At 66.9% G+C, this 20916-nt stretch carries 13 protein-coding genes; 4 read left to right on the top strand and 9 right to left on the bottom strand.

The window, feature by feature from the left end:
- Positions 1-113: 113 nt before the first annotated feature.
- Together CFB35_RS26700 and CFB35_RS26705 are read left to right on the top strand one after the other, a co-directional pair.
- Positions 114-1649 (top strand): PLP-dependent aminotransferase family protein, encoded by a 1536-nt coding sequence (locus CFB35_RS26700; protein ID WP_059575513.1) that lies wholly within the window; start codon positions 114-116, stop codon positions 1647-1649.
- A 97-nt stretch (positions 1650-1746) separates the two neighbouring features.
- On the top strand, positions 1747-3978 hold the full coding sequence (locus CFB35_RS26705; RefSeq protein ID WP_059575515.1) for a penicillin-binding protein 1A: 2232 nt from the start codon (positions 1747-1749) through the stop codon (positions 3976-3978).
- Positions 3979-4012: 34 nt separating this feature from the next.
- On the opposite strand, the gene add is transcribed toward CFB35_RS26705, so the two are convergent.
- On the bottom strand, positions 4013-5113 hold the full coding sequence (add, locus tag CFB35_RS26710; protein ID WP_059575517.1) for an adenosine deaminase: 1101 nt from the start codon (positions 5111-5113) through the stop codon (positions 4013-4015).
- Positions 5114-5158: 45 nt separating this feature from the next.
- Positions 5159-6508 (bottom strand): NCS2 family permease, encoded by a 1350-nt coding sequence (locus tag CFB35_RS26715; RefSeq protein WP_059575520.1) that lies wholly within the window; start codon positions 6506-6508, stop codon positions 5159-5161.
- 94 nt (positions 6509-6602) lie between these two features.
- Between CFB35_RS26715 and CFB35_RS26720 the strand changes: the two genes are divergently transcribed.
- Positions 6603-7511 (top strand): LysR family transcriptional regulator, encoded by a 909-nt coding sequence (locus CFB35_RS26720; RefSeq protein WP_059575522.1) that lies wholly within the window; start codon positions 6603-6605, stop codon positions 7509-7511.
- Positions 7512-7540: 29 nt separating this feature from the next.
- On the opposite strand, the gene CFB35_RS26725 is transcribed toward CFB35_RS26720, so the two are convergent.
- The 4 genes from CFB35_RS26725 to CFB35_RS26740 form a co-directional block, all read right to left on the bottom strand.
- Positions 7541-8593 carry a nucleoside hydrolase gene (locus CFB35_RS26725; protein WP_059575524.1) on the bottom strand — a complete coding sequence of 351 codons (1053 nt, stop codon included), beginning with the start codon at positions 8591-8593 and terminating at the stop codon, positions 7541-7543.
- 10 nt (positions 8594-8603) lie between these two features.
- Positions 8604-9716 carry a porin gene (locus CFB35_RS26730; RefSeq protein ID WP_059575526.1) on the bottom strand — a complete coding sequence of 371 codons (1113 nt, stop codon included), beginning with the start codon at positions 9714-9716 and terminating at the stop codon, positions 8604-8606.
- Between the two features lie 161 nt (positions 9717-9877).
- Positions 9878-11185: a hypothetical protein gene (locus CFB35_RS26735; protein WP_081066569.1), complete on the bottom strand. Its 1308-nt coding sequence runs from the start codon at positions 11183-11185 to the stop codon at positions 9878-9880.
- A 334-nt stretch (positions 11186-11519) separates the two neighbouring features.
- Complete coding sequence (locus CFB35_RS26740) at positions 11520-12938, bottom strand: MFS transporter (RefSeq protein WP_059575530.1); 1419 nt, start codon at positions 12936-12938, stop codon at positions 11520-11522.
- 448 nt (positions 12939-13386) lie between these two features.
- Here CFB35_RS26740 and CFB35_RS26745 point away from each other — a divergent pair, with 448 nt between their 5' ends.
- Complete coding sequence (locus CFB35_RS26745; protein WP_059575532.1) at positions 13387-15831, top strand: DUF3772 domain-containing protein; 2445 nt, start codon at positions 13387-13389, stop codon at positions 15829-15831.
- A gap of 51 nt (positions 15832-15882) precedes the next feature.
- Here the strand turns inward: CFB35_RS26745 and CFB35_RS26750 are convergent, their stop codons facing one another.
- Genes CFB35_RS26750 through CFB35_RS26760 form a run of 3 tightly spaced genes read right to left on the bottom strand, consistent with a single transcriptional unit; the run spans position 15883 to position 20838 of the window.
- Positions 15883-17340 (bottom strand): TolC family protein, encoded by a 1458-nt coding sequence (locus CFB35_RS26750; RefSeq protein WP_089465751.1) that lies wholly within the window; start codon positions 17338-17340, stop codon positions 15883-15885.
- Complete coding sequence (locus CFB35_RS26755; protein WP_089465752.1) at positions 17312-18655, bottom strand: HlyD family type I secretion periplasmic adaptor subunit; 1344 nt, start codon at positions 18653-18655, stop codon at positions 17312-17314. Before CFB35_RS26755 ends, CFB35_RS26750 begins: the two co-directional genes overlap by 29 nt.
- Positions 18652-20838: a type I secretion system permease/ATPase gene (locus CFB35_RS26760; RefSeq protein ID WP_089465753.1), complete on the bottom strand. Its 2187-nt coding sequence runs from the start codon at positions 20836-20838 to the stop codon at positions 18652-18654. Before CFB35_RS26760 ends, CFB35_RS26755 begins: the two co-directional genes overlap by 4 nt.
- Positions 20839-20916: the final 78 nt, after the last annotated feature.

Here is a 20916-nt window from a genome sequence, read left to right on the forward strand (position 1 = left end):
CGGTCGTGCGGGGTGGGAAAGGGTGCGGGCGCAGGCCCGTCATGCGTCGATTGTGAGCCGAAACTGGTTTATTCTGTAGAGCCGGTTTGAAACAATTTCAGCAGACCAGAATCATGGCAAGAACGGCCCGGATCGTCGAAATCCCGTCGCTCGGCGCGCTCGACCGCGCGGCCGGCGACCTGAGCCGTCAGCTCGCGCAGGCGCTGCGCGACGCGGTGCGCCGCGGCGACGTCCGGCCGGGCGATATGCTGCCCTCCACGCGGTTGCTGGCGGCGTCGCTGCAGGTGGCGCGCGGCACCGTCGTCGACGCCTATGCCCAGCTCATCGCCGAAGGCTTTCTCGAATCGCGCGGCGGAGCGGGCACGCGGGTCGCGCACGCGCTCGCGGAACCGCCGCCCGGCAACGGCCCGGAATCGCCGGCGCCAGGCCCGGACCCGATGCGCGACGGCCTGCCCGAACCGGCCGCCACCTTCGCGCGGCTCGCCCGCGAATTCAATCCGCTGCCGGCCATGCCGTTCGCGATCTCGGTGCCGCTCGGCCTCACCGCGCCCGACGACATCTGGCGCCGGCTCGGCAATCGCCTGCGCGCCCGCGGCGCCGGCGCGCCGTCCGGCTATGCCGATCCGCAAGGCGCGCTGCCGTTGCGCGAAGCGATTGCCGATTACGTGCGCCGCTCGCGCTCGGTGCGCTGCGATGCCGGCCAGGTCGTGATCACGAGCGGCACGCAGCAGGGGCTGCATCTCGCGAGCCAGGTGCTGCTCGGCGAACACGACCGCGCGTGGGTCGAGAATCCGGCCTACCGCGGCATCACCGCGCTGCTCGAAAGCACCGGGCGACGCGATGCGATGGTGCGCGTGCCGGTCGACGCCGACGGCCTCGACGTCGACGCCGGCGTTCGTCTCGCGGCCGATGCGCGCGCCGCGTTCGTCACGCCGTCGCACCAGTATCCGCTCGGCATGCCGCTGAGCATGGCGCGCCGCAATGCGCTGCTCGCGTGGGCCCGCACGCACCGCGCATGGGTCGTCGAGGACGACTACGACAGCGAGTTGCGCTACGAAGGCTATCCGTTCCCGTCGCTGCAGGGCCTCGCGCCCGATCGCGTGATCTATCTCGGCACCTTCAGCAAGATCCTGTTTCCGTCGCTGCGGCTCGGCTACGTGATCGCGCCCGACGCTCTCGTGCCCGCGTTCTGCGGCGCGCGCGTGCTGATGGATCGTCATGCGCCGACCGCCGATCAGCACGTGCTCGCCGCGTTCATCGCCGAAGGCCATCTCGACCGCCACATCCGCCGCGTGCGCGGCGTCTATGCGGAACAGCGCGCGCTGCTGATCGACACGCTCGGCGCGCGGCTGCCGCGCGAACGCGCATGGGTGCAACCGGGCGACCAGGGGATGCACGTCGTGCTGTGGCTCGCGCAAGGCATCGACGATCTCGACGTGGTCGCGCGCGCCGCCCGGGCCGGTGTCGCGGTGCGCGCGGTGTCGCCGATGTTCGCGCCCGGCACGGCGCGCCCGGGGCTCGTGCTCGGCTTCGGCGGGTTCGGCCGTGCGCAGATCGAAGCGGCCGCGCAGCGGCTCGCGGACGTGGTTTCGTCGGTGGAATCGCGGCCTCGCGCATGGCAAAAGGTTGTCGGCGGGCAACAAACGTAATCGTCTGTAAATCCTGCAAGCAAACGGCCGTTTCGACTGCCGGCGCACAGGTTCCGTTTGCTAGGATCGCGCGTCTTCCCTCCGCGCTCCTGCCGCCGTGAATCGCTTCGTGCCGTTTCTTCGAGACGCGTGGCTCCGTTGCCGCGCCCGCATCGCGCCGCTCGCCGCCGCGTGCCGCACGCGCGTCCGCGCACTGTGCGCCGGCGCGCTGCATCGCCTGCGCCATCCGACGCGTCGCGGCGTGGCGCTGACGCTCGTCGCGATCCCGGTGCTCGGCCTGCTGGTCCTGCTTGCGTTCGTCCCGTTCACGCCGAGCATCGGCGACATCCGCAAGGCGCGCATCGACCGCCCCGCGCGCGTGCTGTCTGCCGACGGCCAGTTGATCGCCGAGTTCCGGCCCGTAAACCGCGAATGGGTGCCGCTCAGGCAGATCTCGCCGCACATGGTCGACGCGCTGATCGCGACCGAGGACCATCGCTTCTACCAGCATCACGGCATCGACTGGCGCCGCACGCTCGCGGCCGGGCTGCGTACGTTCTCCGGTGATCGCCAAGGCGGCTCGACGATCACGCAGCAGCTCGCGCGCAACCTGTATCCCGATGAAGTCGGCCGCGCGCCGACGCTCACGCGCAAAGTGAAGGAGCTGATCACAGCGTTCAAGATCGAAGCGGTGTACAGCAAGGACGAGATTCTCGAAACCTACCTGAATACCGTGCCGTTCCTGTACAACGCGTACGGCGTCGAGATGGCCGCGCGCACCTACTTCGGCAAGTCCGCCGATCAGCTCGACATCGCGGAGAGCGCGACGCTCGTCGGGATGCTGAAGGGCAACAGCTACTACAACCCGGTGCTGAATCCGGAACGCGCGGTCCAGCGGCGCAACGTCGTGCTCGGCCGGATGGCGCAGACGGGCATGCTGGCGCCGCGACAGCTCACGACACTGCAGCGCCAGCCGCTGCGCGTCGACTTCGAACCGCAGACCGCGCAGCCGGGCCTCGCGCCGCATTTCGCGGTGCAATTGCGCAAGTGGCTGATCGCGTGGGCCGACCGCAACAACTACGATCTCTACTCGGACGGCCTCGTCGTGCGCACGACGCTCGATGCACGCCTGCAGGACATGGCCACGCAGGCGCTCGCACGGCAGACCGAACGGCTGCAGGCGATCGCCGACAGCGCATGGCGCGGGCCGTCCGGCTGCGGGCTGCGCAACGACCTGTTTCGCGGCTTCATCCGGCAGACGCCCGAATATCGTCAGGCCCGCGAAACGGGGCTCGCCGATGTGCCGGCGCTGAAGCAGCTCGGCGCGAATCGCGCATTCATGCGCACGCTGTGCGAGCGCAAGACGCAGGTGCAGGCCGGCTTCGTCGCGATCGATCCGCGCAACGGCGCGATCCGCGCGTGGGTCGGCAGCCCCGATTTCGGCAGCGAGCCGTTCGATCACGTGATACAGGCGCGGCGTCAGCCGGGCTCGACGTTCAAGCCGTTCGTCTATGGCGCCGCGTTCGCTGACGGGATGCGGCCGGGCGATACGTTCGTCGACCGTCCCGTCGCGATCCCGATCGACGCGCACACGGTGTGGCGCCCGACCGATGCGGAACCGCCGACCGGCGAGCCGATGACGCTGCGCGACGGGCTGGCGCTGTCGCGCAATCGCATCACCGCGCAGGTGATGCAGCACGAGGGCGCGGCGAAGGTCGCGCAGCTCGCCCGCGCGATGGGTGTGCGCGACAGCCCGCTCGACGCGGTGCCGTCGCTCGCGCTCGGCACGAGCCCCGTCACGCTGAAGGAGATGGTGTCCGCGTACGGCACGATCGCGAACCGCGGCGTGTACGTCGCGCCGCAGACGATCACACGCATCGAGGATCGCGACGGCAAGGTGCTCGCCACGTTCGCCAGTGCGCCGCCGGAGCGCGCACTGCCGGTGGCCGCGGCGCAGACGCTGGTCGACGTGATGCGCGGCGTCGTCGATTACGGCACCGGCGCCGACATCCGCTCGCGCTACGGCATCCGCATCGACGTCGCGGGCAAGACCGGCACGACGCAGGACAACACCGACGGCTGGTTCATCCTGATGCATCCGCAACTGGTGGCCGGCGCATGGGTCGGCTTCGACGACGGCAGCGTGACGCTGCGCAGCGACTACTGGGGCGCGGGCGCGCACAGTGCGCTGCCGATCGTCGGATCGTTCTACGATGCGGCGCTGCGCGCGCGGGCCATCGATCCGCACGTGCAGTTCTCGCCCGACTTCCGGCCGCGTAGCGCGCCGGCGCCGAAGCGGCGCGCGCCGCAGCATTCGGGACTGTTCGACTGGCTGAGGTTGTTTCGCTGAGCGTGATGCGGGCGGGCTTGGTCAGAAAACGCGCTCAGCCCGCCGCGAGCGTCGCAGCCAGCGCGTCGTATTCAGACGCCCATGCCGCACGCCACCCCCCCTTCGTCGCGTCATCGACCCACGCGCCGTCGATTCCGTTCAGCATGAATTGCTTCAACTCGGCCACGGTGAAGCCGAAATGGCTGAACATCAGCTCCCACGCTTCCGAAGGGTTCACCTTGTGCAGCGTCGGATCGTCGGTGTTCGGATGGATCTTCAAGCCGAGGTCCGGCATCTTGCGCATCGGATGCAGCTCGGCCCATTGCTCCGGCGGCAGCGTGCGCAGGTAGTACGAATTCGTCGGCACGACGGTGAATACGATGCCGCGTTCCGCGTAGCGCGCGCACAGTTCGGGGTTGTCGACGATCGTATAGCCGTGATCGACGCGATCGACGTGCAATAGATCGACAGCCGTCTCGACGTTGCGCCACGGCATCCCGAACTCGCCCGCATGCGCGGTCGTGCGAAAGCCCGCCGTGCGTGCGTTTCGGTACGCCTTCCAGAACAGCTCGGGCGGCCGGTCGTTCTCGCGATAGTCGATGCCGAGCCCCGCGACTTCGTCCGCGCGATTCGCCTTCATCCACTCGACGATCGCAACCGCTTCGTCGGGGTCCTGCTCGCGATCGATGCTCGGAATCAGGCGCGCGCCGATCCCGAAATCGGCCGCGGCGTCGCGAATCGCCGTCACGATCGCGGCCTGCGCGTCCGCATACGCGATGCCCGACACGCGCACCGTTCCCGTCGGATTCCAGAAGAATTCCGCATGCCTGACGTTGTGCGCGGCCGCGTCTTCCAGATACTCGTAGGCAATCCGCCGCAGGTCGTCGGGGCGTGTGAGCAAATACTTGTCGAGCGCGCGCAGCACGTGCAGCACGCCCACCGGCTTCTCGCCGCGCGCGTAGAACGCGTCGATCTCCACACGCTCGATCGGCGCGCCGCTGCGTTCGGCCAGCGCGACGAACGTGTCGTGCCGCACCGCGCCGAGCAGATGGCAATGCAGCTCGACCTTCGGCAACGCGCGGAAGAAGGCCCGATGGGCGGGCGTAATCTCGATGCCCGTGCGCGCGGCCGGGACGTTGCCTGGTGTTCCCTTCATGTCAGTCTCTTTTTTGGTAGTGCCGATGCGTCGCGAAGCCGTCTCTCAGTGCGGCTTCACGACGGTCCAGAAGTAATAGCCGAGCGGCAGCGCGAGGACGACGAGCCCCCACGACACGTCGCGCCAGCGGCAGGCCAGCAGCTTGACGAGCACGTAGCACAGCAGCCCGCCGGCAATGCCGGTGCCGAAGCTGTTCGACATCAGCGTGAGCAGCACCATCGACATCACGGGCAGCGCATCGGTGAAGTCGTCGAAATGCGTGTGGCGGATCGTCGCGAACATCGACAGCCCGATCAGGATCAGCGCCGGTGCGGTGGCCTCCTTGGGGATCGCGAGCGCGACCGGCACGAACAGCAGCATCGCGGCGAACAGCATGGCCGCGGCCAGCGACGACAGCCCGCTGCGGCCGCCGGCTTCGACACCCGCCGCCGATTCGATCAGCGCGGTCAGCGCCGGAATGCCGAACACGGGGCCGAGCGTCGCGGCAAGCGAATCGACGAGGAACGGCCGGTTGATGTTCGGCAGGTTGCCCTGTTCGTCGAGCAGGTTCGCCTTCGCGCCGACCGCGAGCGCGGTGCCGAGCGTCGAGAAGAATTCCGCCGCGAAGAACGCGAACAGGTACGGTGCGGCGGCCAGGCTCAACGCGCTGCCGATATCGAGCTTGAACGCGATCGGCGCGATGCTGTGCGGCGGCGACACGAACGACGCGGGCAGGTGCGTGACGCCGAGCGGCACGCCGGCCGCGGCCGCGACGAGGATCGCGATCAGGATCGCGCCGGGCACCTTGCGCGCCTGCAGCACGATCGCGACCGCGAGGCCGATCAGCGCAACGAGCGCGCCCGGCCGCGAGAAGTCGCCGAGCGCGAACGCGTTGGTCTTCGCGTTCGCGACGACCATCCCAGCATTGCGCAGCCCGAGCATCGTGACGAACAGCCCGATCGACGCGCCGAGCCCGAGCTTGATCTGTACCGGAATCAGGCGCACCACGACGCCGCGCGCGCCGAGGATCGTCAGCAGGAAGAACAGCACGCCCGACACGCACGCGATGCCGAGGCCCGTCTGCCAGCCGACGTGCTCCGTCGTCGCGAGCGTCACGCCGATGATCACCGAGCCGCCGATGCCGGGACCGACGAGGAACGGCAGGTTCGCGTAAAGCCCCATCAGCGTGGTGAACAGCACGAACACGACGATCGTCGCGGTCGTCGCCGCGCCGCGGTCCATGCCGCCCGTCGCGAGCAGCGACGGGATCACGACGAGCAGGTACGCGGCCGCGAGAAACGACGTGACGCCCGCGATCGTCTCGGTGCGCACGCTCGTGCCCCGCGCGGCGAGCGCGAAGCGCCGCTCGAGCCAGTTGGCCGGCGCGTGCGCCGGCATCGTGTCAGTCGCTGACATGGTGGTTCTCCCGTGATTCCGAATATTGTCCTGTGTCGGGTCGTGCAGCGCGGTCTTATACTGCCGCGTACCGCATCCCGACCGTTATTGCCCGATGTCCGACCGCTCGTCGCTGCTCCCCGCGCTCACGCTGCGGCAGGTCCAGCACTTCGTCGTGCTCGCCCATGCACGCAGCTTCACGCAGGCCGCGCAGGCGCTGTCGCTCACGCAGCCCGCGCTCACTGCGTCGATCCGCCAGATCGAGTTCCTGCTCGGCGGCCGCCTGTTCGCACGCACCGCGCATCGCCTCACGCTCACCACCGCGGGCGAAGCCGTGCTGCCGCTCGCCGAACGCCTGCTCAACCAGGCGCGCGGCACCTTCGACGACATGACGCGGCTCATCGGCGAACGCATCCAGACCGTGCGCATCGCGTTCATTCCGTCGGTCGCGGGCCGCCTGCTGCCCGCGCTCAATGCCCTGCGCGGCACGCACCCGACGCTGCGCTTCACGCTCACCGATTTGCCGAACAGCGCACTCGTCGAAGCGGTGCGCGACGGCGTCGCGGATCTCGGCATCGGCGTGCGCGAACCCGATAGCGACGACGGCACGCTGCGCTACCAGCAGCTGTTCGAGGACGAGATCGTGATCGTCGTACGGCACGACGATCCGCTCGCCCGCGCGAAGAGCGTCACGTGGGCGAAGCTCGTCGATCGCGAACTCGCGGTATTCGTGCGCGGCAGCGTCAGCGAATCGCTGCATCGCACCGGCGGCGCCGGGAAACTGCGCCTGAACGTCACGTACCGGATGGAATACACGGAGCCGCTCTACGCGCTCGCGCGCAACGGCCTCGCGACCGCCGTGCTGCCGAGCCTCTACACGATGCATCTGCACGATCCCGAACTCGTCGCGCTGCGCGTCGACAAACCGCGCGTCACGCGTGCGATCTCGCTGATCTCGCTCGCCGCCGACGATCGCGGACCGCACGTGCGCGCTTGCCGCGAGTGGATCGAGAAGCACATCTGATTCCGTTCGCCGCGCTTGGGCACCCACGTTCAGGGCAGCTTCGCGATTCGATCGACGAGCGTCGCGTAGAAGCGGTCCGCGTCGACCTCGTTGATCCACGTGGCATTCGGGGCACGGCCGCTGCGCCCGTTCCAGTCGACGATCGTCTCGCCGAGCGTCCATTGCCCGATCGTCTCGACCACCACGTTCACCTTGCGGCCGCCGAACAGCGTCGGATCGACGAGATAGCCGACGGCCGTCGGGTCGTACATCGGCGCGTCTTCAACACCGCGCCGCTTCTTGTTGTAGGCGAGCTCGGCCTCCATGATGTCCGCGACGATCGCGCCGCAGCGGTTGCCGAGCGCGCGGAACGGCGCGACGCGCGCCGGCGTGATCGGCGCCTTCACCGCGACGTCGCGCGGCAGCACGACGATCGGCACGCCGCTGCCGAACACGACGTCGGCAGCCTGCGGATCGACGTAGACGTTGAACTCCGCGGCCGGCGTGATGTTGCCGCGCTCGAAGAACGCGCCGCCCATCAGTACGATATCGCGCAGTGCGGCGCGAATCCGCGGCGCCTCGACCAGCGCGGTCGCGATGTTCGTCAGCGGGCCGAGCGCGCACAGCGTCACGCTGTTCGGCGCCGCGCGGCTCAGCGTATCGACGAGGTACGACACCGCGTGACCGGCGGCGAGCGGCGCGCGCGGCTCGTGCAGTTCGACGCCTTCGAGCCCCGTCTTGCCATGCACGTTCGCGGCCGTCACGAGGTCGCGCACGAGCGGGCGCGGGCAGCCTGCGTACACCGGCAGCGTCTTCGTGCGGCCGGCCCAGTCGCGGACGATCCGCGCATTGCGTTCTGTCAGCTCGAGCGGCACGTTGCCGGCCACGGCCGTCAGCGCGCGCACGTCGAGCCGGTCCGGCGCGCCGAGCGCGAACAGGATCGCGATGGCGTCGTCCTGCCCCGGATCGGTATCGATGATCACCGTGCGGCGCGCGACGTCGCCGCCTGCCGCGAATGCGCCCGTTTCGGGCAGCAGCGCGGTGCCGGCCAGCGCGGCGGACAGTTTCAGGAAGGTGCGGCGGGATGCGATCGGATGGGTCATGGTCGGGCGCTCAAAACACGTGCCGGACGCCGAGCGTCGCCATCATCTGGCGCGTGCTGGTCGAACGCGCATACGCGAAGATCTGCGCGTGATCCGCGTCGCCGGCCGCCTGCTGCGCGATCACCGTCAGCGCGACGTCGGTGCGTTTCGACAGGAAGTAATCGGCCTGCAGGTTCACCTGATGCCATTTCGGACGTTTGTCGATCACGTCGTACTTGCCGTTCGTGAACGCATACGCGGCGCCGAGAAAGAGCTGCGGCGTCATCGTGTAGACGACGTTCACGCCCAGGTTCTGCAGGTGCAGGTGCGAATTGTCGAGGTAATCGTAGCGCACGTCGGTGAACATCGCCGCGAACTGCGCGCGGCCGATCGTGTAGAAGCCGCCCGTGCCCGCGATCCGCTGCCGGCTTGCGTACGCGGCCGGCGACATCGCGCTCTTGCTGAAGATCAGCAGCGGCGACGCATAGTCGTTCGCGATCGCGCCGTCCTGGTTCGTCGCGCTGTACGGATGGTTGTACTGCGCATAGACCGCGCTCCAGCGCAGCGGGCCGCGCTCATAGCCGAGCCCGAGGCTGTACGCGCTGTTGTTCGCGAAACCGGTGGCATTGCTGAAGCCGTACAGTGCGGTGAACTTCAGCCCGTAGTAGACGGGGCTCACGTACTTCACCGAGTTCTGCACGCGAATGTCGTTGTAGCCGTTGTCGTTGTCGCCGATGTTCACGCCGTTGCTCGCGATGATCACAGGCCCGATGTAGTCGTGGATCGCGTCGTACTGGCGGCCGAACGTCAGCGAACCGTAGGTACGATCGGCGAGCCCGACGTACGCCATGCGCCCGAACTCGCGGCCATTCTGCGCGGCCGTGCCCGTCATCACGTTGAAGCCGTTTTCGAGCTGGAAGACCGCGGACAGCCCCTGCCCCAGATCCTCCTTGCCCTTCAGCCCCCAGCGCGGGTTCTGGTTCGTGCCGGACAGCGCCTGCCACGCGTTCTTGCCGCCCTGATTCGTCGCGAACCCGACACCGGCCGAGATGAGACCGTACAGCGTGATGCTGCTTTGCGCACCGGCATGGGTCGCGAAGGCGCCGAGCATCGCGAGCGGAGCGAGCTTGTAGAGAGTTTTCATGCGGGTCGGGTGGTCGATGAGGGTCCAGGCGCGGCAGGGTTCCGCGAAACTGGGCACGACTATACGAACCCGGATCGGATAATAAAAGTTTGCTTTCCTTATATGTCAATAAAACGGATTTATTCTCATCTTCACGCCTTCCGTGCTCGGCGAACGGGCCGTCAATCCGCCGTGTCCCCACCCTTCGGCAGCTTCGACCACGCGCCGCGCCCCGGCATCGGCGACCAGGCCGGGCGGGTCTTGCGCGCGCTGTCGATCACGACCAGATAGCGGCCCGCGATCGGCGTGATGTCGCGATCGCGACGCAGCACCCACAGCGACTTGCCGGCCTCTACGCGTGCCTGATAGTCGTCGTCGAGCAGCCCGTGCTGGTCGAGGAACGTATTCAGCGACGCGGGAATCCGTACGCAGCCCTTCGAATGCCGGATGCCGAGCAGCGCTTCGAGCCGGTCGGGGTCGGTCGCATGCATCTGGAAGCGCATCGGCGACACGCCGCCCTTGCCCCAGCCGCGCTCGCCGTCCACCCAGCCGAAATCGTAGATGCGCATGTCGCGGCGGCCGTAGCCGCGGATACCGTTCTCGTTCGTCGTGCCTTCCGCGCGGAAATCCATCGTATCGGGCGAGTGATGGAACACGCCGAGCGGCGTCAGGAAATGGTCGTACTGGCCCGGCAACCCGGTGCCGACCGGTGATGCGCCGATCATCAGCCACGCATTGGCCGGCGTCGCGCGAAAATAGATGAACAGCGCCTGCACGTTCGGCGCGCGATCGACCATCACGACGTATTCGCCCGCGAGATCGCCGAGGTCCGCATCGGCGAGTGCTTTCTGAAGCCGCTCGCCGTACGCGCGCTGCTCGTTCGCCGGCACGTTCAGGCGTCGCGTGACTTCCTGCGTGAATCGCTTGCGGATGTCGAGCGCGCGCGTCGTCGCGCGTTGGGCTTCCTCGGCCGACAGCGGCGGATGCCGGCGCGGCGGAGTGGGCGCAGGCGGCTCGGCCTCGCTGGCGGATGTGTCGGAGGCGCCCGATGCAGGCGCGGCGGCCGACGACGCGGAAGCGGCCGACGCACCCGATGCCGCGCCCGCGGGTTCCGCGTAATTCACGTGTGACGCGGCGGATGCCGGCGCTGCCGCCGATGATGCACCCGGCGCCGCATGCGCGGACGAAGCCGGATGCGTACCGGAGGGCGCCGAAGCAGGCGGCACAGCGGGTGAGGATGAGGATGACGCGGCAGACGGCGCAGCGTCGGACGCGGCAAAGGCAGGCCGCTCGGCGAGCACGGAAATCGACACTGCTGCAGCAAGCCACACGGATGCGGCGACTGCGCGGTTGAGGCAACGCGGCTTCGCAAAGCGCCGCGTCAAATAGGCAAGAATCATACGTTCGAGGCCATCGGCCGATCCGGCCGCCGCATGCTGCTGGTGCGAGCGGCGCATCTTCCGCGCAAGCCATCGACACGTGCGGCGCATCGCGCGCGCCCGGCGCCGACGCCTCTTCGCGGCGGAGCCGTTCGCTGATGCAACGCGGGCGCTCCGATGGCGGCTAATGAGTCGTCAGGCCCTCCATTTTACTCGTCGGTGCGTGAATCGGCAGCGACGAAAACCGCGATTTCCCGTGAAATTGCGCTTCGTCACGCTTTGTTTCAACTCGTTTCCACTTGCGCGTTCGTTGCATGGCAGGCTCGTGCCGTTCGATCGATTCGGTCAACCAATCATTCCAACGCCCCGTCCATCTGAACTCAGAACCTCGACCACATCGCACGCATGTCGCACGAACCGCGCGACACGCGTGCGCACCTGCCCACTACTTCGAGATGGTTTCGAGCGCGATACCCTTCGTGCGCGGTCCCATCCCTCCGATCGCGGCCATTACGATCACCATCGCGCCCGCGATGAACGCGAACACGCCGAACGTGCCGAAACCGCGCAGCACGGCCGCGATCACGAACGACGAGAAGATTGCCGAGAAGCGGCTCCACGAATAGACGAAACCGACGGCCCGCGCGCGGATCGACGTCGGGAACAGCTCCGCCTGATATGCGTGGAAGCTGTACGACATGATGTTGCTCGCGAGCGTGAGGCCGATGCCGAGCACGATCAGGAAAGCGCCCACCGTCGTCTGGCTGAACAGCAGCCCGCACACGACGATCGCCGCCGCCATTGCGACGATCACCGACTTGCGCTCGAAGCGATCGGCGATCACGAGGCCGATCAGTGGGCCGATCGGCGCCGCGAGCGCGATCACGCTCGAATACATCAGGCTCGACGTGATCGTGATGCCCTGCTTGATCAGCAGCGTCGGCACCCAGTTCGCGAAACCGTAGAAGCCGACCGTCTGGAACACGTTGAAGATCGTCATCATGATCGTGCGGCTGCGATACGGCGGCACCCACATGTCGCGGAAGCTGCCGCGCGGCGGCACGGGTTCGGCCGGCGCGGGCAGCGGCAGCGGCCGCCCGTATTCGGCTTCGACCTTCGCCTCGAGCGCGCGCATGATGCGGTCGGCTTCGTCGACCCGGCCCTGCTGCGCGAGCCAGCGCGGGCTTTCCGGCAGTTCGCGGCGGATCCACCACACGAACAGCGCGCCATGCGCGCCGATCAGCACGACCCAGCGCCAGCCGTCGAGGCCGAGCGGCGCGTGCGGCACGAGCAGGTACGCGAGAAACGCGACCACCGGCACCGCGACGAACCCCACCGCCTGCTCGCACGCGAACGCGCGACCGCGGATCTGCTTCGGCACGAGTTCGGAGATGTACGTGCCGATCGTCACCATCTCGACGCCGAGGCCGAGACCGACGACGAAGCGCCAGAAATTCAGCCCGGTCGCGGTGTCCTGGAACGCCATCACGACGTTCGCGGCCGTGTACCACAGCAGCGACCACGTGAAGATCGCGCGGCGGCCGAAGCGGTCGGCGAGGAAGCCGCACGCGATCGTGCCGATGAAGAGCCCCGAGAACAGCGCGGCGATGAAACTCGCGACGCCCGTGGTGCCGAACAGACCGTGCGTCGTCGCGGAAAGGATGCCGCTTTTCACGAGGCCCGGCGCGACGTAGCCGCTGTACAGCAGATCGTAGAGTTCGAAGAAGAAGCCGAGGCTCAGCAGCACGACGAGCTTCCAGACGCTGCGCGTCGGCGGCAGGCGGTCGAGGCGGGCCGAAATGGAGCCGGGGTCGATGGAGGGGGATGGGGCTTCTGCCTGCGGAAGGCTGTCCGTTGAGGCCATCTTGGGCGCGTCTCCTGATCGTGTCGTGTTGTGTGTTGTCGTCCGGCGGACCGTCGAACCGCCGCCGGGCGAATCGCTGCATTGTACCGGCACGCCCGTTTCGCGCAGGTGCGAGCCGGCAAGCCAGCTGCGATACAGGCGCCGAACCGATTCGATGCCCGATTCCGCGCCGGATAATGTGTAAATTGCGTAACCGTGTATCAGAGCCGAAACGCGCGTCAGCTCGGCGTTGCCGCGCCGCCTTCCCCCGCCCGCCGACGGCGCAAGCCCGGCAATACGGGCCTGCCGCGCCGTTTCGCGCAGGCACGCGCCGCCAAAATCGCGGCGAACGGCAAGACGCAATCGGTACAACCACGCGTTCCGCGCCCCGGTAACATGCTAGCGGGCCAACTACCGGCTTCCGGCTGCCTTTCGGCAACCGGCATTGTCGGCAAATCGTAAGCATTCCATGTCCATACAACGACTATCCCTGTACGCCCGCCGGATCGCGCTGATCGCGCTGCTGCAGTTCGCGGCGATCGCGACCGCGTCGGCGTTTCCGGCGGCCGCGTCCGCGCCTGTCGCGAGCGGCGTCGGCGCAACCGAGCCGGCCATCTCGCTGCCCGACGCGGTCGCGCAGCTCAAGCAGATGCAGGCCGAGCTGGACCGCATCAAGCAGCAGACTTCGACTACGTCCAACAGCAAGGAGCTGGACGCGCTCGACGATTCGGCGCAGGAACTGAGCGCCGATGTCGCGAAACTGCAGAGCGATCTCACGCCGCAACGCGCGCAGGTCCAGGCGCAACTCGACGTGCTCGGGCCGCCGCCGGCCGAAGGCGCCGCGCCGGAAACGCCCGCCGTCGCGAAGCAGCGGGCCACGCTCGACGCGCGCAAGACGCAGATCGACGCCGCGCTGAAGCAGGCCGCCGACCAGAAGGCGAGCCTCGCGAACCTGACCGAGCAATTCGCGAAGCTGCACCGCAGCCTGCTGAAGAACCAGCTCGCGTTCCGTTCGGGCAGCATCTTCAGCGCGCAGTTCTGGCTGCCGCTGTTCCACCTGGCGCCGGACGACCGTCAGCGACTCGACGATTTCAACGGCGAACTGTTCGACATGCTGCGCTCGTCGTGGGTGCCCGGGCAGCGGACGATCACCGCGATGCTGCTGATCGCCGCATTCGCGGCATGGCTCGGCGGCCGCCGGCTCATCGAGCGCGGGCTCGCCTGGGTCGCGCTGAACCGCCTGCCGCCCACGCGCCTGCGGCGCAGTGCGCTGGCGCTGTCGACCGCCCTGTCGACCTTCCTGGCAACGGCGATTGCGGTGCAGATCTTCTACCTCGCCGTCGCGCGCCGCTACGAGCTCACGCCGTCGCTGACCGATCTGTGGGACCAGTTCGTGAAGCTCGCCGCGACCTGCGCGCTGATCGCGGGCCTCGGCCGTGCGCTGCTCTGCACCAAGCACCCGTCGTGGCGCCTGCCCGCGCTCGCCGATCCCGTCGCGCTCGCGATGAAGCCGTTCCCCAGCATCCTCGCCGCGCTGCTGCTGGTATCCGGTACGCTCGAATCGATCAACCGGATCGTCGACACCAGCCTGTCGGTCACGCTGTTCGGCCGCGGCATCGTATCGCTCGTCGTCGCGCTGACGGTCGGCGCGTCGCTGTTGCGCGCGAACCGCGCGCGTGCCGCACTCGCGGCGGCAGGCGAGGCGCCGGAGCAACGCTCGACGCTCGCGGGCCTGATCCATGCCGGCGTCACGCTCGCGATCGTCGTATCATTGATCGCACTCCTGATCGGTTACATCACGGTCGCGCGCTTCATCACGTACGAGCTCGTGTGGTTCGAGATCGTGCTGTGCGCGACCTACATCCTGATCCAGTTGACGCGCGACGCGAGCGAGAGCCTGTTCTCGTCGAGCCTGTCGACGGGCCAGCAGATCAAGCACCTGTTCGCGCTCGAAGACCGTCACCTCGATCAGGCGCGCACGGTCCTGTCCGGCTTCGGCACGAGCCTGCTGATGCTGATCGCGGCGATCGCGCTGCTGACGGGCGGCTTCGGCACGACGCCCGGCGACCTGCTCGACAGCGCGGTCGCGATGATCGGCAGCCAGCGGCTGCAGAGCCTGAACATCATGCCCGACCGGATCATGAACGCCGTGATCGGGTTCGCGATCGGCTTCTACCTGCTGCGCTCGCTGCGCCGCTGGCTCGACGGCGAGTTCATGCCCGCGCTCGGCATGGATACCGGCATGCGCGTGTCGCTGATCACGCTGTTCACCAACGTCGGCTACGTGCTGCTCGTGCTGATGACGCTCGGTCTGCTCGGCGTCAGGTGGAGCAATCTCGCGTGGATCGTCAGCGCGTTGTCGGTCGGTATCGGCTTCGGCCTGCAGGAAATCGTGAAGAACTTCGTGTCGGGGCTGATCCTGTTGACCGAGCGCCCGGTGAAGGTGGGCGACATGGTCAGCATCGCGGGCGTCGAAGGCGACATCCGCCGCATCAACGTGCGCGCGACCGAGATCCAGTTGAGCGACCGCTCGACCGTGATCGTGCCGAATTCGCAGTTGATCTCGCAGAACGTGCGCAACGTAACGATGGGCAACAGCACGCAGGGTGTCGCGACGCTGGTGCTGACGTTCCCGCTGAACACCGATCCGGAACAGGTGCGCGACCTGCTGCTCGATGCGTATCGCGCGCACCCGGCGATTCTCGACAAACCGGCGCCGTCGGTGACGTTCAGCCAGCTCGCGCCGGACGGGATCACGCTGAGCGTGACGGGTTACGTGTCGAGCCCGCGGATCGCGAGTTCGACGAAGAGCGATCTGCTGTTCGAGATCCTCAAGCAGTTGCGCGCGGCGGGGATTACGCTGTCGAGCCCGCAGATGCTGGTCGTGCAGAACATGCCGGCGGAAGAGAAGTGAACAAAGACGGCCGGTCGCGTACTGCAGCTACCGCGATGGCCGTCTCCAGTCCTACCGGAATGCCCATCGTCCGATGATGCCGGCGCTGGCAAGCAGTCGAAGCCGTGCCGCCTCCCATTCGGCGAGCGTTCGCACCCGTTCCTGGCGGGCATCGGCAAGCGCCGCCTGCGCCGACAGCAGTTCCAGAATATCGCCTGCGCCGAACGCGTAACGATTGCGCGCCGATGTCAGCGCCGCTTCCGCGGCAGCCAGCAAGCGTGCCGACGCTCCCAGGTTATCCGCCGTCGTCTCCGCATCGGCGTGAGCCTTCAGCACGTCACGCAGAATCTGCTGCTGCGTATCGTGAAGCTGTGCCTGTGCCAGTTCGGTCTGAGCCTGCGCGCCGCGAATCCGATACGTGCGGGAAAAACCGTCAAAGAACGGAATCGTCAGAGTCAGGCCGATGCTGGTTTGCGTCGCCCGCACCGACTGCAGCCCCTGATTCGGGTAGCCGTTCCGGGACAAGGTGCCGCTCAGATCCAGCGTCGGCATACCCTCTGACCGTGCAGTCGTCACCTTCGCTTGTGCAGCCTCCCATTTGGCTCGCGCTGCACGAATCTCGGGATGAGAACCTTCGGCCGCGCGAAGCCAGTCGCTTAGCTGGCGCTCCGCGTCCAGCGCAACCGGTACGACTGCCTCTTCGACCTCGACCCGCGTGCCGGCGGGCAGACCGGTCGCAAAGACCAGTTCGGCGCGGGCCCGCGCGACCTCTCCGCCCGCTCGCCGCGCAGCGAGCAATGCCTTGGCCAACGCCGTCTCCGCCTGCAATACGTCTGCTCGGGATGCAACGCCCATGGCCAGTCGCTTACGCGACGCACGCAGCGTCGATTCCGCCAAGGTCGCGGATTCGGTACGCGCGGCAAACGCGGCTTGAGCATTCTGAACATCGAAATAACTCCCGACGACATCCGCGACCGCCTTTTGCATCGCTGCGTCGTGGCTCGCCAGCGCGGCCGTCAGCAGCTGTTGCGCCGCCGCGCCGTTTGCAGCCCGCCCGCCAAAGTCGAGGAGCCGCCAGTTCAACGTCGCGTTCGACGCTCGACCGACACCGCGCGTATTCATCGACGGTGCATCGGGATACCGGCTATATGTCGTCAGTTGGCTGATCGATCCGTTGATAGTGGGGAGCCATGCCGATCTGGCTTCACCCACCGCGGCGGCCTGGATCTTGATCGATGCCCACGCCGCTCGGATACGGGGGTTGTGGCATAGCGCAAGATCGACCGCATCACCAATCGTCAGCGGCTTCGCCGGGTCGGTCGACGAAGCGCACACAACTGGCGCGTCATCGCCCGGTAATCGCTTCCCCGCATCCAGCACCGGCGGACGGGTCAGCAGCGGATCGGCGAGGCCATCCGGAATCCCGCGTGTTTCGGCATTGCACGCAATTGAAACCAACATCAGGCCGAAGATCCACGGACGCGCGCGATCTTTCAAGCTCCTAGCGCTCACGCAAACTCTCCCGTGCATGCTGCAGCAACGGCGACAGCACATACTCGATTACCCGCCGCGTGCCGGTTCTGATTTCCGCACTGCCCGACATACCCGGCGACAGTGCGATCTCGCGACCGTCGATCATCAGCGCCGAACGATCGAGCATGATCCTGACCGAGTAGACGAGCCCCTTCTTGTCGTCGTCGATCGCATCGCGCGAGACATGACTCACGGTCGCCGACACCGTGCCGTATTTCGTGTACTCGAATGCGTCGATCTTCACGCTGGCGGCCTGCCCTTCCTTGACGAAGCCGATATCCCGGTTGTCGACGAATGCTTCCATTTCTACCGCCCCCTCTCGCGGCACGATCTGCATCAGCGGCTGCGCGGCCGGCACCGCCGTCCCGATGGTGTGGACGGCGAGCTGCTGGACGGTTCCGTCGATCGGCGCGGTCAGGCGCAGCAGTTCCCCGTGTGCCTCCGCTCGCCGCATGTCGCCCGACGACGCGTCCACGATACGCTGCGCATCGTTCAGCGCATCCTGGGTATTCCTTCGCGTCTCTGCCACGAGCGCCGCGCGTTGGTGACGAGCATCCGCCAGTTGTCCGGCCATATCGATGCGCTGCTGCTCGGCCTCGATCCACGCGTGCTCCGCAACGTCACCGGTCTTCATCAACCTGGCGTAATCGTCCGCACGACGCGCCGCAAGCGGAGCGGCCTGACCGTACCTGTGTATTTCGCTGTCGAGACGGTCCCGCCGCGCGACGAAATCGCGCCATTGATCCAGCAAGTGTCGCTCGACCTCGCGCCGCCGCTCGGGCGACACGCCCTCCACATCCGCCAGTCGAGGTTGTCGCCCCGTGTCGATCGCGTCGATCAACGCCCGTGCACGCTCGACCTGCAGTACCGCATTCAGCCGGTCGCCGTCCGCCCGTTGACGTTCGGCGTCGATCACGCGTGTGTCGAGATCGATCAGCGCATCGCCCGTCTTCACGATCTGCCCGTCGCGCACGTGCAGCGCTCTGACGCTCGCCACTTCGACCGCCGCCAGTGTCTTGGTCCGGGAGGATGGAATGATCTTGCCGCCTCCGTCGACGATAATGTCGATTTTCCCGAAATACGACCAGACGATCGCCGTCATCACGAGCAGGATGAGTATGCGCGCGACCCACCGGCCTGCCGGCGAGACAGGCGCCGCCTGGACCGACAGCGCCGCCGGGAGAAATTCGGCCTCGTTCGCGTCGAATGCCGGCAGCGTCATCCGATGGCGTCGCTTCCAGCAGTGACGCCAGACGTCGCGGTAACGCCCCACCAGTTCACGCCAGGCCTCTGCCTGCTGCCGCACGCTCATGTCCGTGCCTCCGCTACGTCGCGGCCGCCCTGTTGCAGCGAATACAAGTGTGCGTAGATGCCATCCCGCATGCGCAGCAGTGTGTCGTGCGTACCGCTTTCCACGATCTGCCCGCGATCCATCACGAGAATCCGGTCGGCATCGCGCACCGCCGAGAGCCGGTGCGCAATGATCAATACCGTGCGTCGCGCGCAGATGTCGCGCATGTTGGCCTGTATGACGGCTTCGGATTCGTAGTCGAGCGCGCTGGTCGCCTCGTCGAATATCAGGATGCGTGGATCGGTCATCAATGCGCGGGCAATGGCGATGCGCTGCCGCTGGCCACCCGAGAGTCCGGTGCCATGCTCGCCGACGAGTGTGTCGTACCCCTCCGGAAGTTCGCAGACGAACTCGTGTGCGCCGGCCAGCCTCGCAGCATCGATCACCGCGTCGATCGACGCAGTGGGTCGAGCCAGCGCGATGTTGTCCCGTACCGAACGATTGAACAGCGTGTTTTCCTGCAAAACGACGCCAATCTGCTGGCGAAGGCTCGCCGTATCGATCACGGCGATATCCTGCCCGTCGACGAGCACTCGCCCGCGATCCGGCACGTATAGCCGCTGCGCGAGCTTGGTCAGCGTGCTTTTGCCCGACCCGGAGCGGCCGACGATTCCAATGACCTCCCCCGCCGCGATCCTGACGGAGATCTGCCGGATGACATCGCTTGCATCCGGCCGGTAGCGAAACGATACCTGGTCGAACTCGATCGCCCCGTCGAGACGGGGTACACGCGTCTTTTTCGCTGCGGTTTCGGGCGCCGTGTTCAGGATATCCCCGAGGCGCCCCATCGAAATCCCCACCTGCTGAAAGTCGTTCCACAACTGCGCGAGACGCAGTATCGGACTGGATACCTGCCCGGCCAGCATGTTGAACGCGACGAGCTCGCCGACCGTCAACTTGCCGTCGATCACCAGCGTGGCGCCCAGCCACATGATCGCCGCGGTCACCAGCTTGCTGATCAACGTCACGCCGCCGCTTGCAATCGTGGCAACGTTGGTCGCCGCCAGCCCCGCACTCACATAAGCGGCCAGTTGACGATCCCATCGGTCCGTCCAGCGCGGCTCGAGTGCCATCGCCTTGACCGTATCGATTCCGCTGATGGTTTCAACGAGGAATGACTGATTCTCGGCGCCCTTATTGAATTTTTCGTTCAGACGCCGCCGAATGATCGGCGTAAACACGACCGACAACAACCCGTAGAGCGGAATCGAAACAACGACGATCAACGTAAGCCACGCGCTGTACCAGAGCATCACCCCGAGAAAAACGAACGAAAACGCGAGGTCCATCACCAGCGTCACGGCGTTGCCGGTCAGGAACGCGCGAATGTTCTCCAGCTCGCGAATACGGGCGACGGAATCGCCTACACGGCGCGCCTGAAACCACGCCAGCGGTAACGCCAAAAGATGGCGGAAGAGCCGCGCGCCGAGTTCGACGTCGATCTTGCTGCTCGTATGCGCGAAGACCCACGTTCGTATCCCCGAGAGCGCCGCCTCGAACAGCGTCGCGCAAATCAGCCCAACGGCGATCACGTTCAACGTCTTCATCGCGTGATTGACGAGCACCTTGTCCATCACCACCTGGAAGAAGAGCGGCGTGGCAAGCGCAATCAATTGCAACACCAGAGAAATCACGAGGACCTCGCCCAGCAGCTTTCGATACGTGACGATTGCCGGAATGAACCAGCTGAAATCGAAGCGCGCCAGAGTGCCCGCAATGCTGCTCCTGCTCGTGAAATAGATGAGCTCTCCCGTCCAGATTTCCAGAAGACGCTCGCGCGTCAGCACGGTAGGCGCCTCACCCGGAAACTGGACAAGCGTTCGAGGCGCGCGCGTTCCATCCCCGGCCTGATACTGCGCGACCACGAAATAGCCGCCTTCACCCTTCATCCGTGCGACCGCGGGCAAAGGCGCCCGATCCAGTCGTTCGAGGTTCTGTTGAACGACCCGGGCCGTCATGCCGAGCGAACGCGCGGCTCGCAGGATTGTTTGAGTATCGAAACGATCGAAACCAAATTCATGTCGCAACGCGACTTCGTCGGCCGCGATGCCGTGCAGGCTCGCCATCGTCAGAACGACGGCGAGACCGGAGTCGACATCCTGCGTCGGAAACGACGCTTGAGGCCGGAAATTGGAACTGTCCATGAAGGGAATACGAGGCGAGGAAGGAAATGCGATACGGCCGGCAGCAGGCCGTCCGGTCGCACTAATGTGCAACCGGAC

Source organism: Burkholderia sp. AU16482 (assembly GCF_002223285.1).
Classification (GTDB): Bacteria; Pseudomonadota; Gammaproteobacteria; order Burkholderiales; family Burkholderiaceae; genus Burkholderia; species Burkholderia semiarida.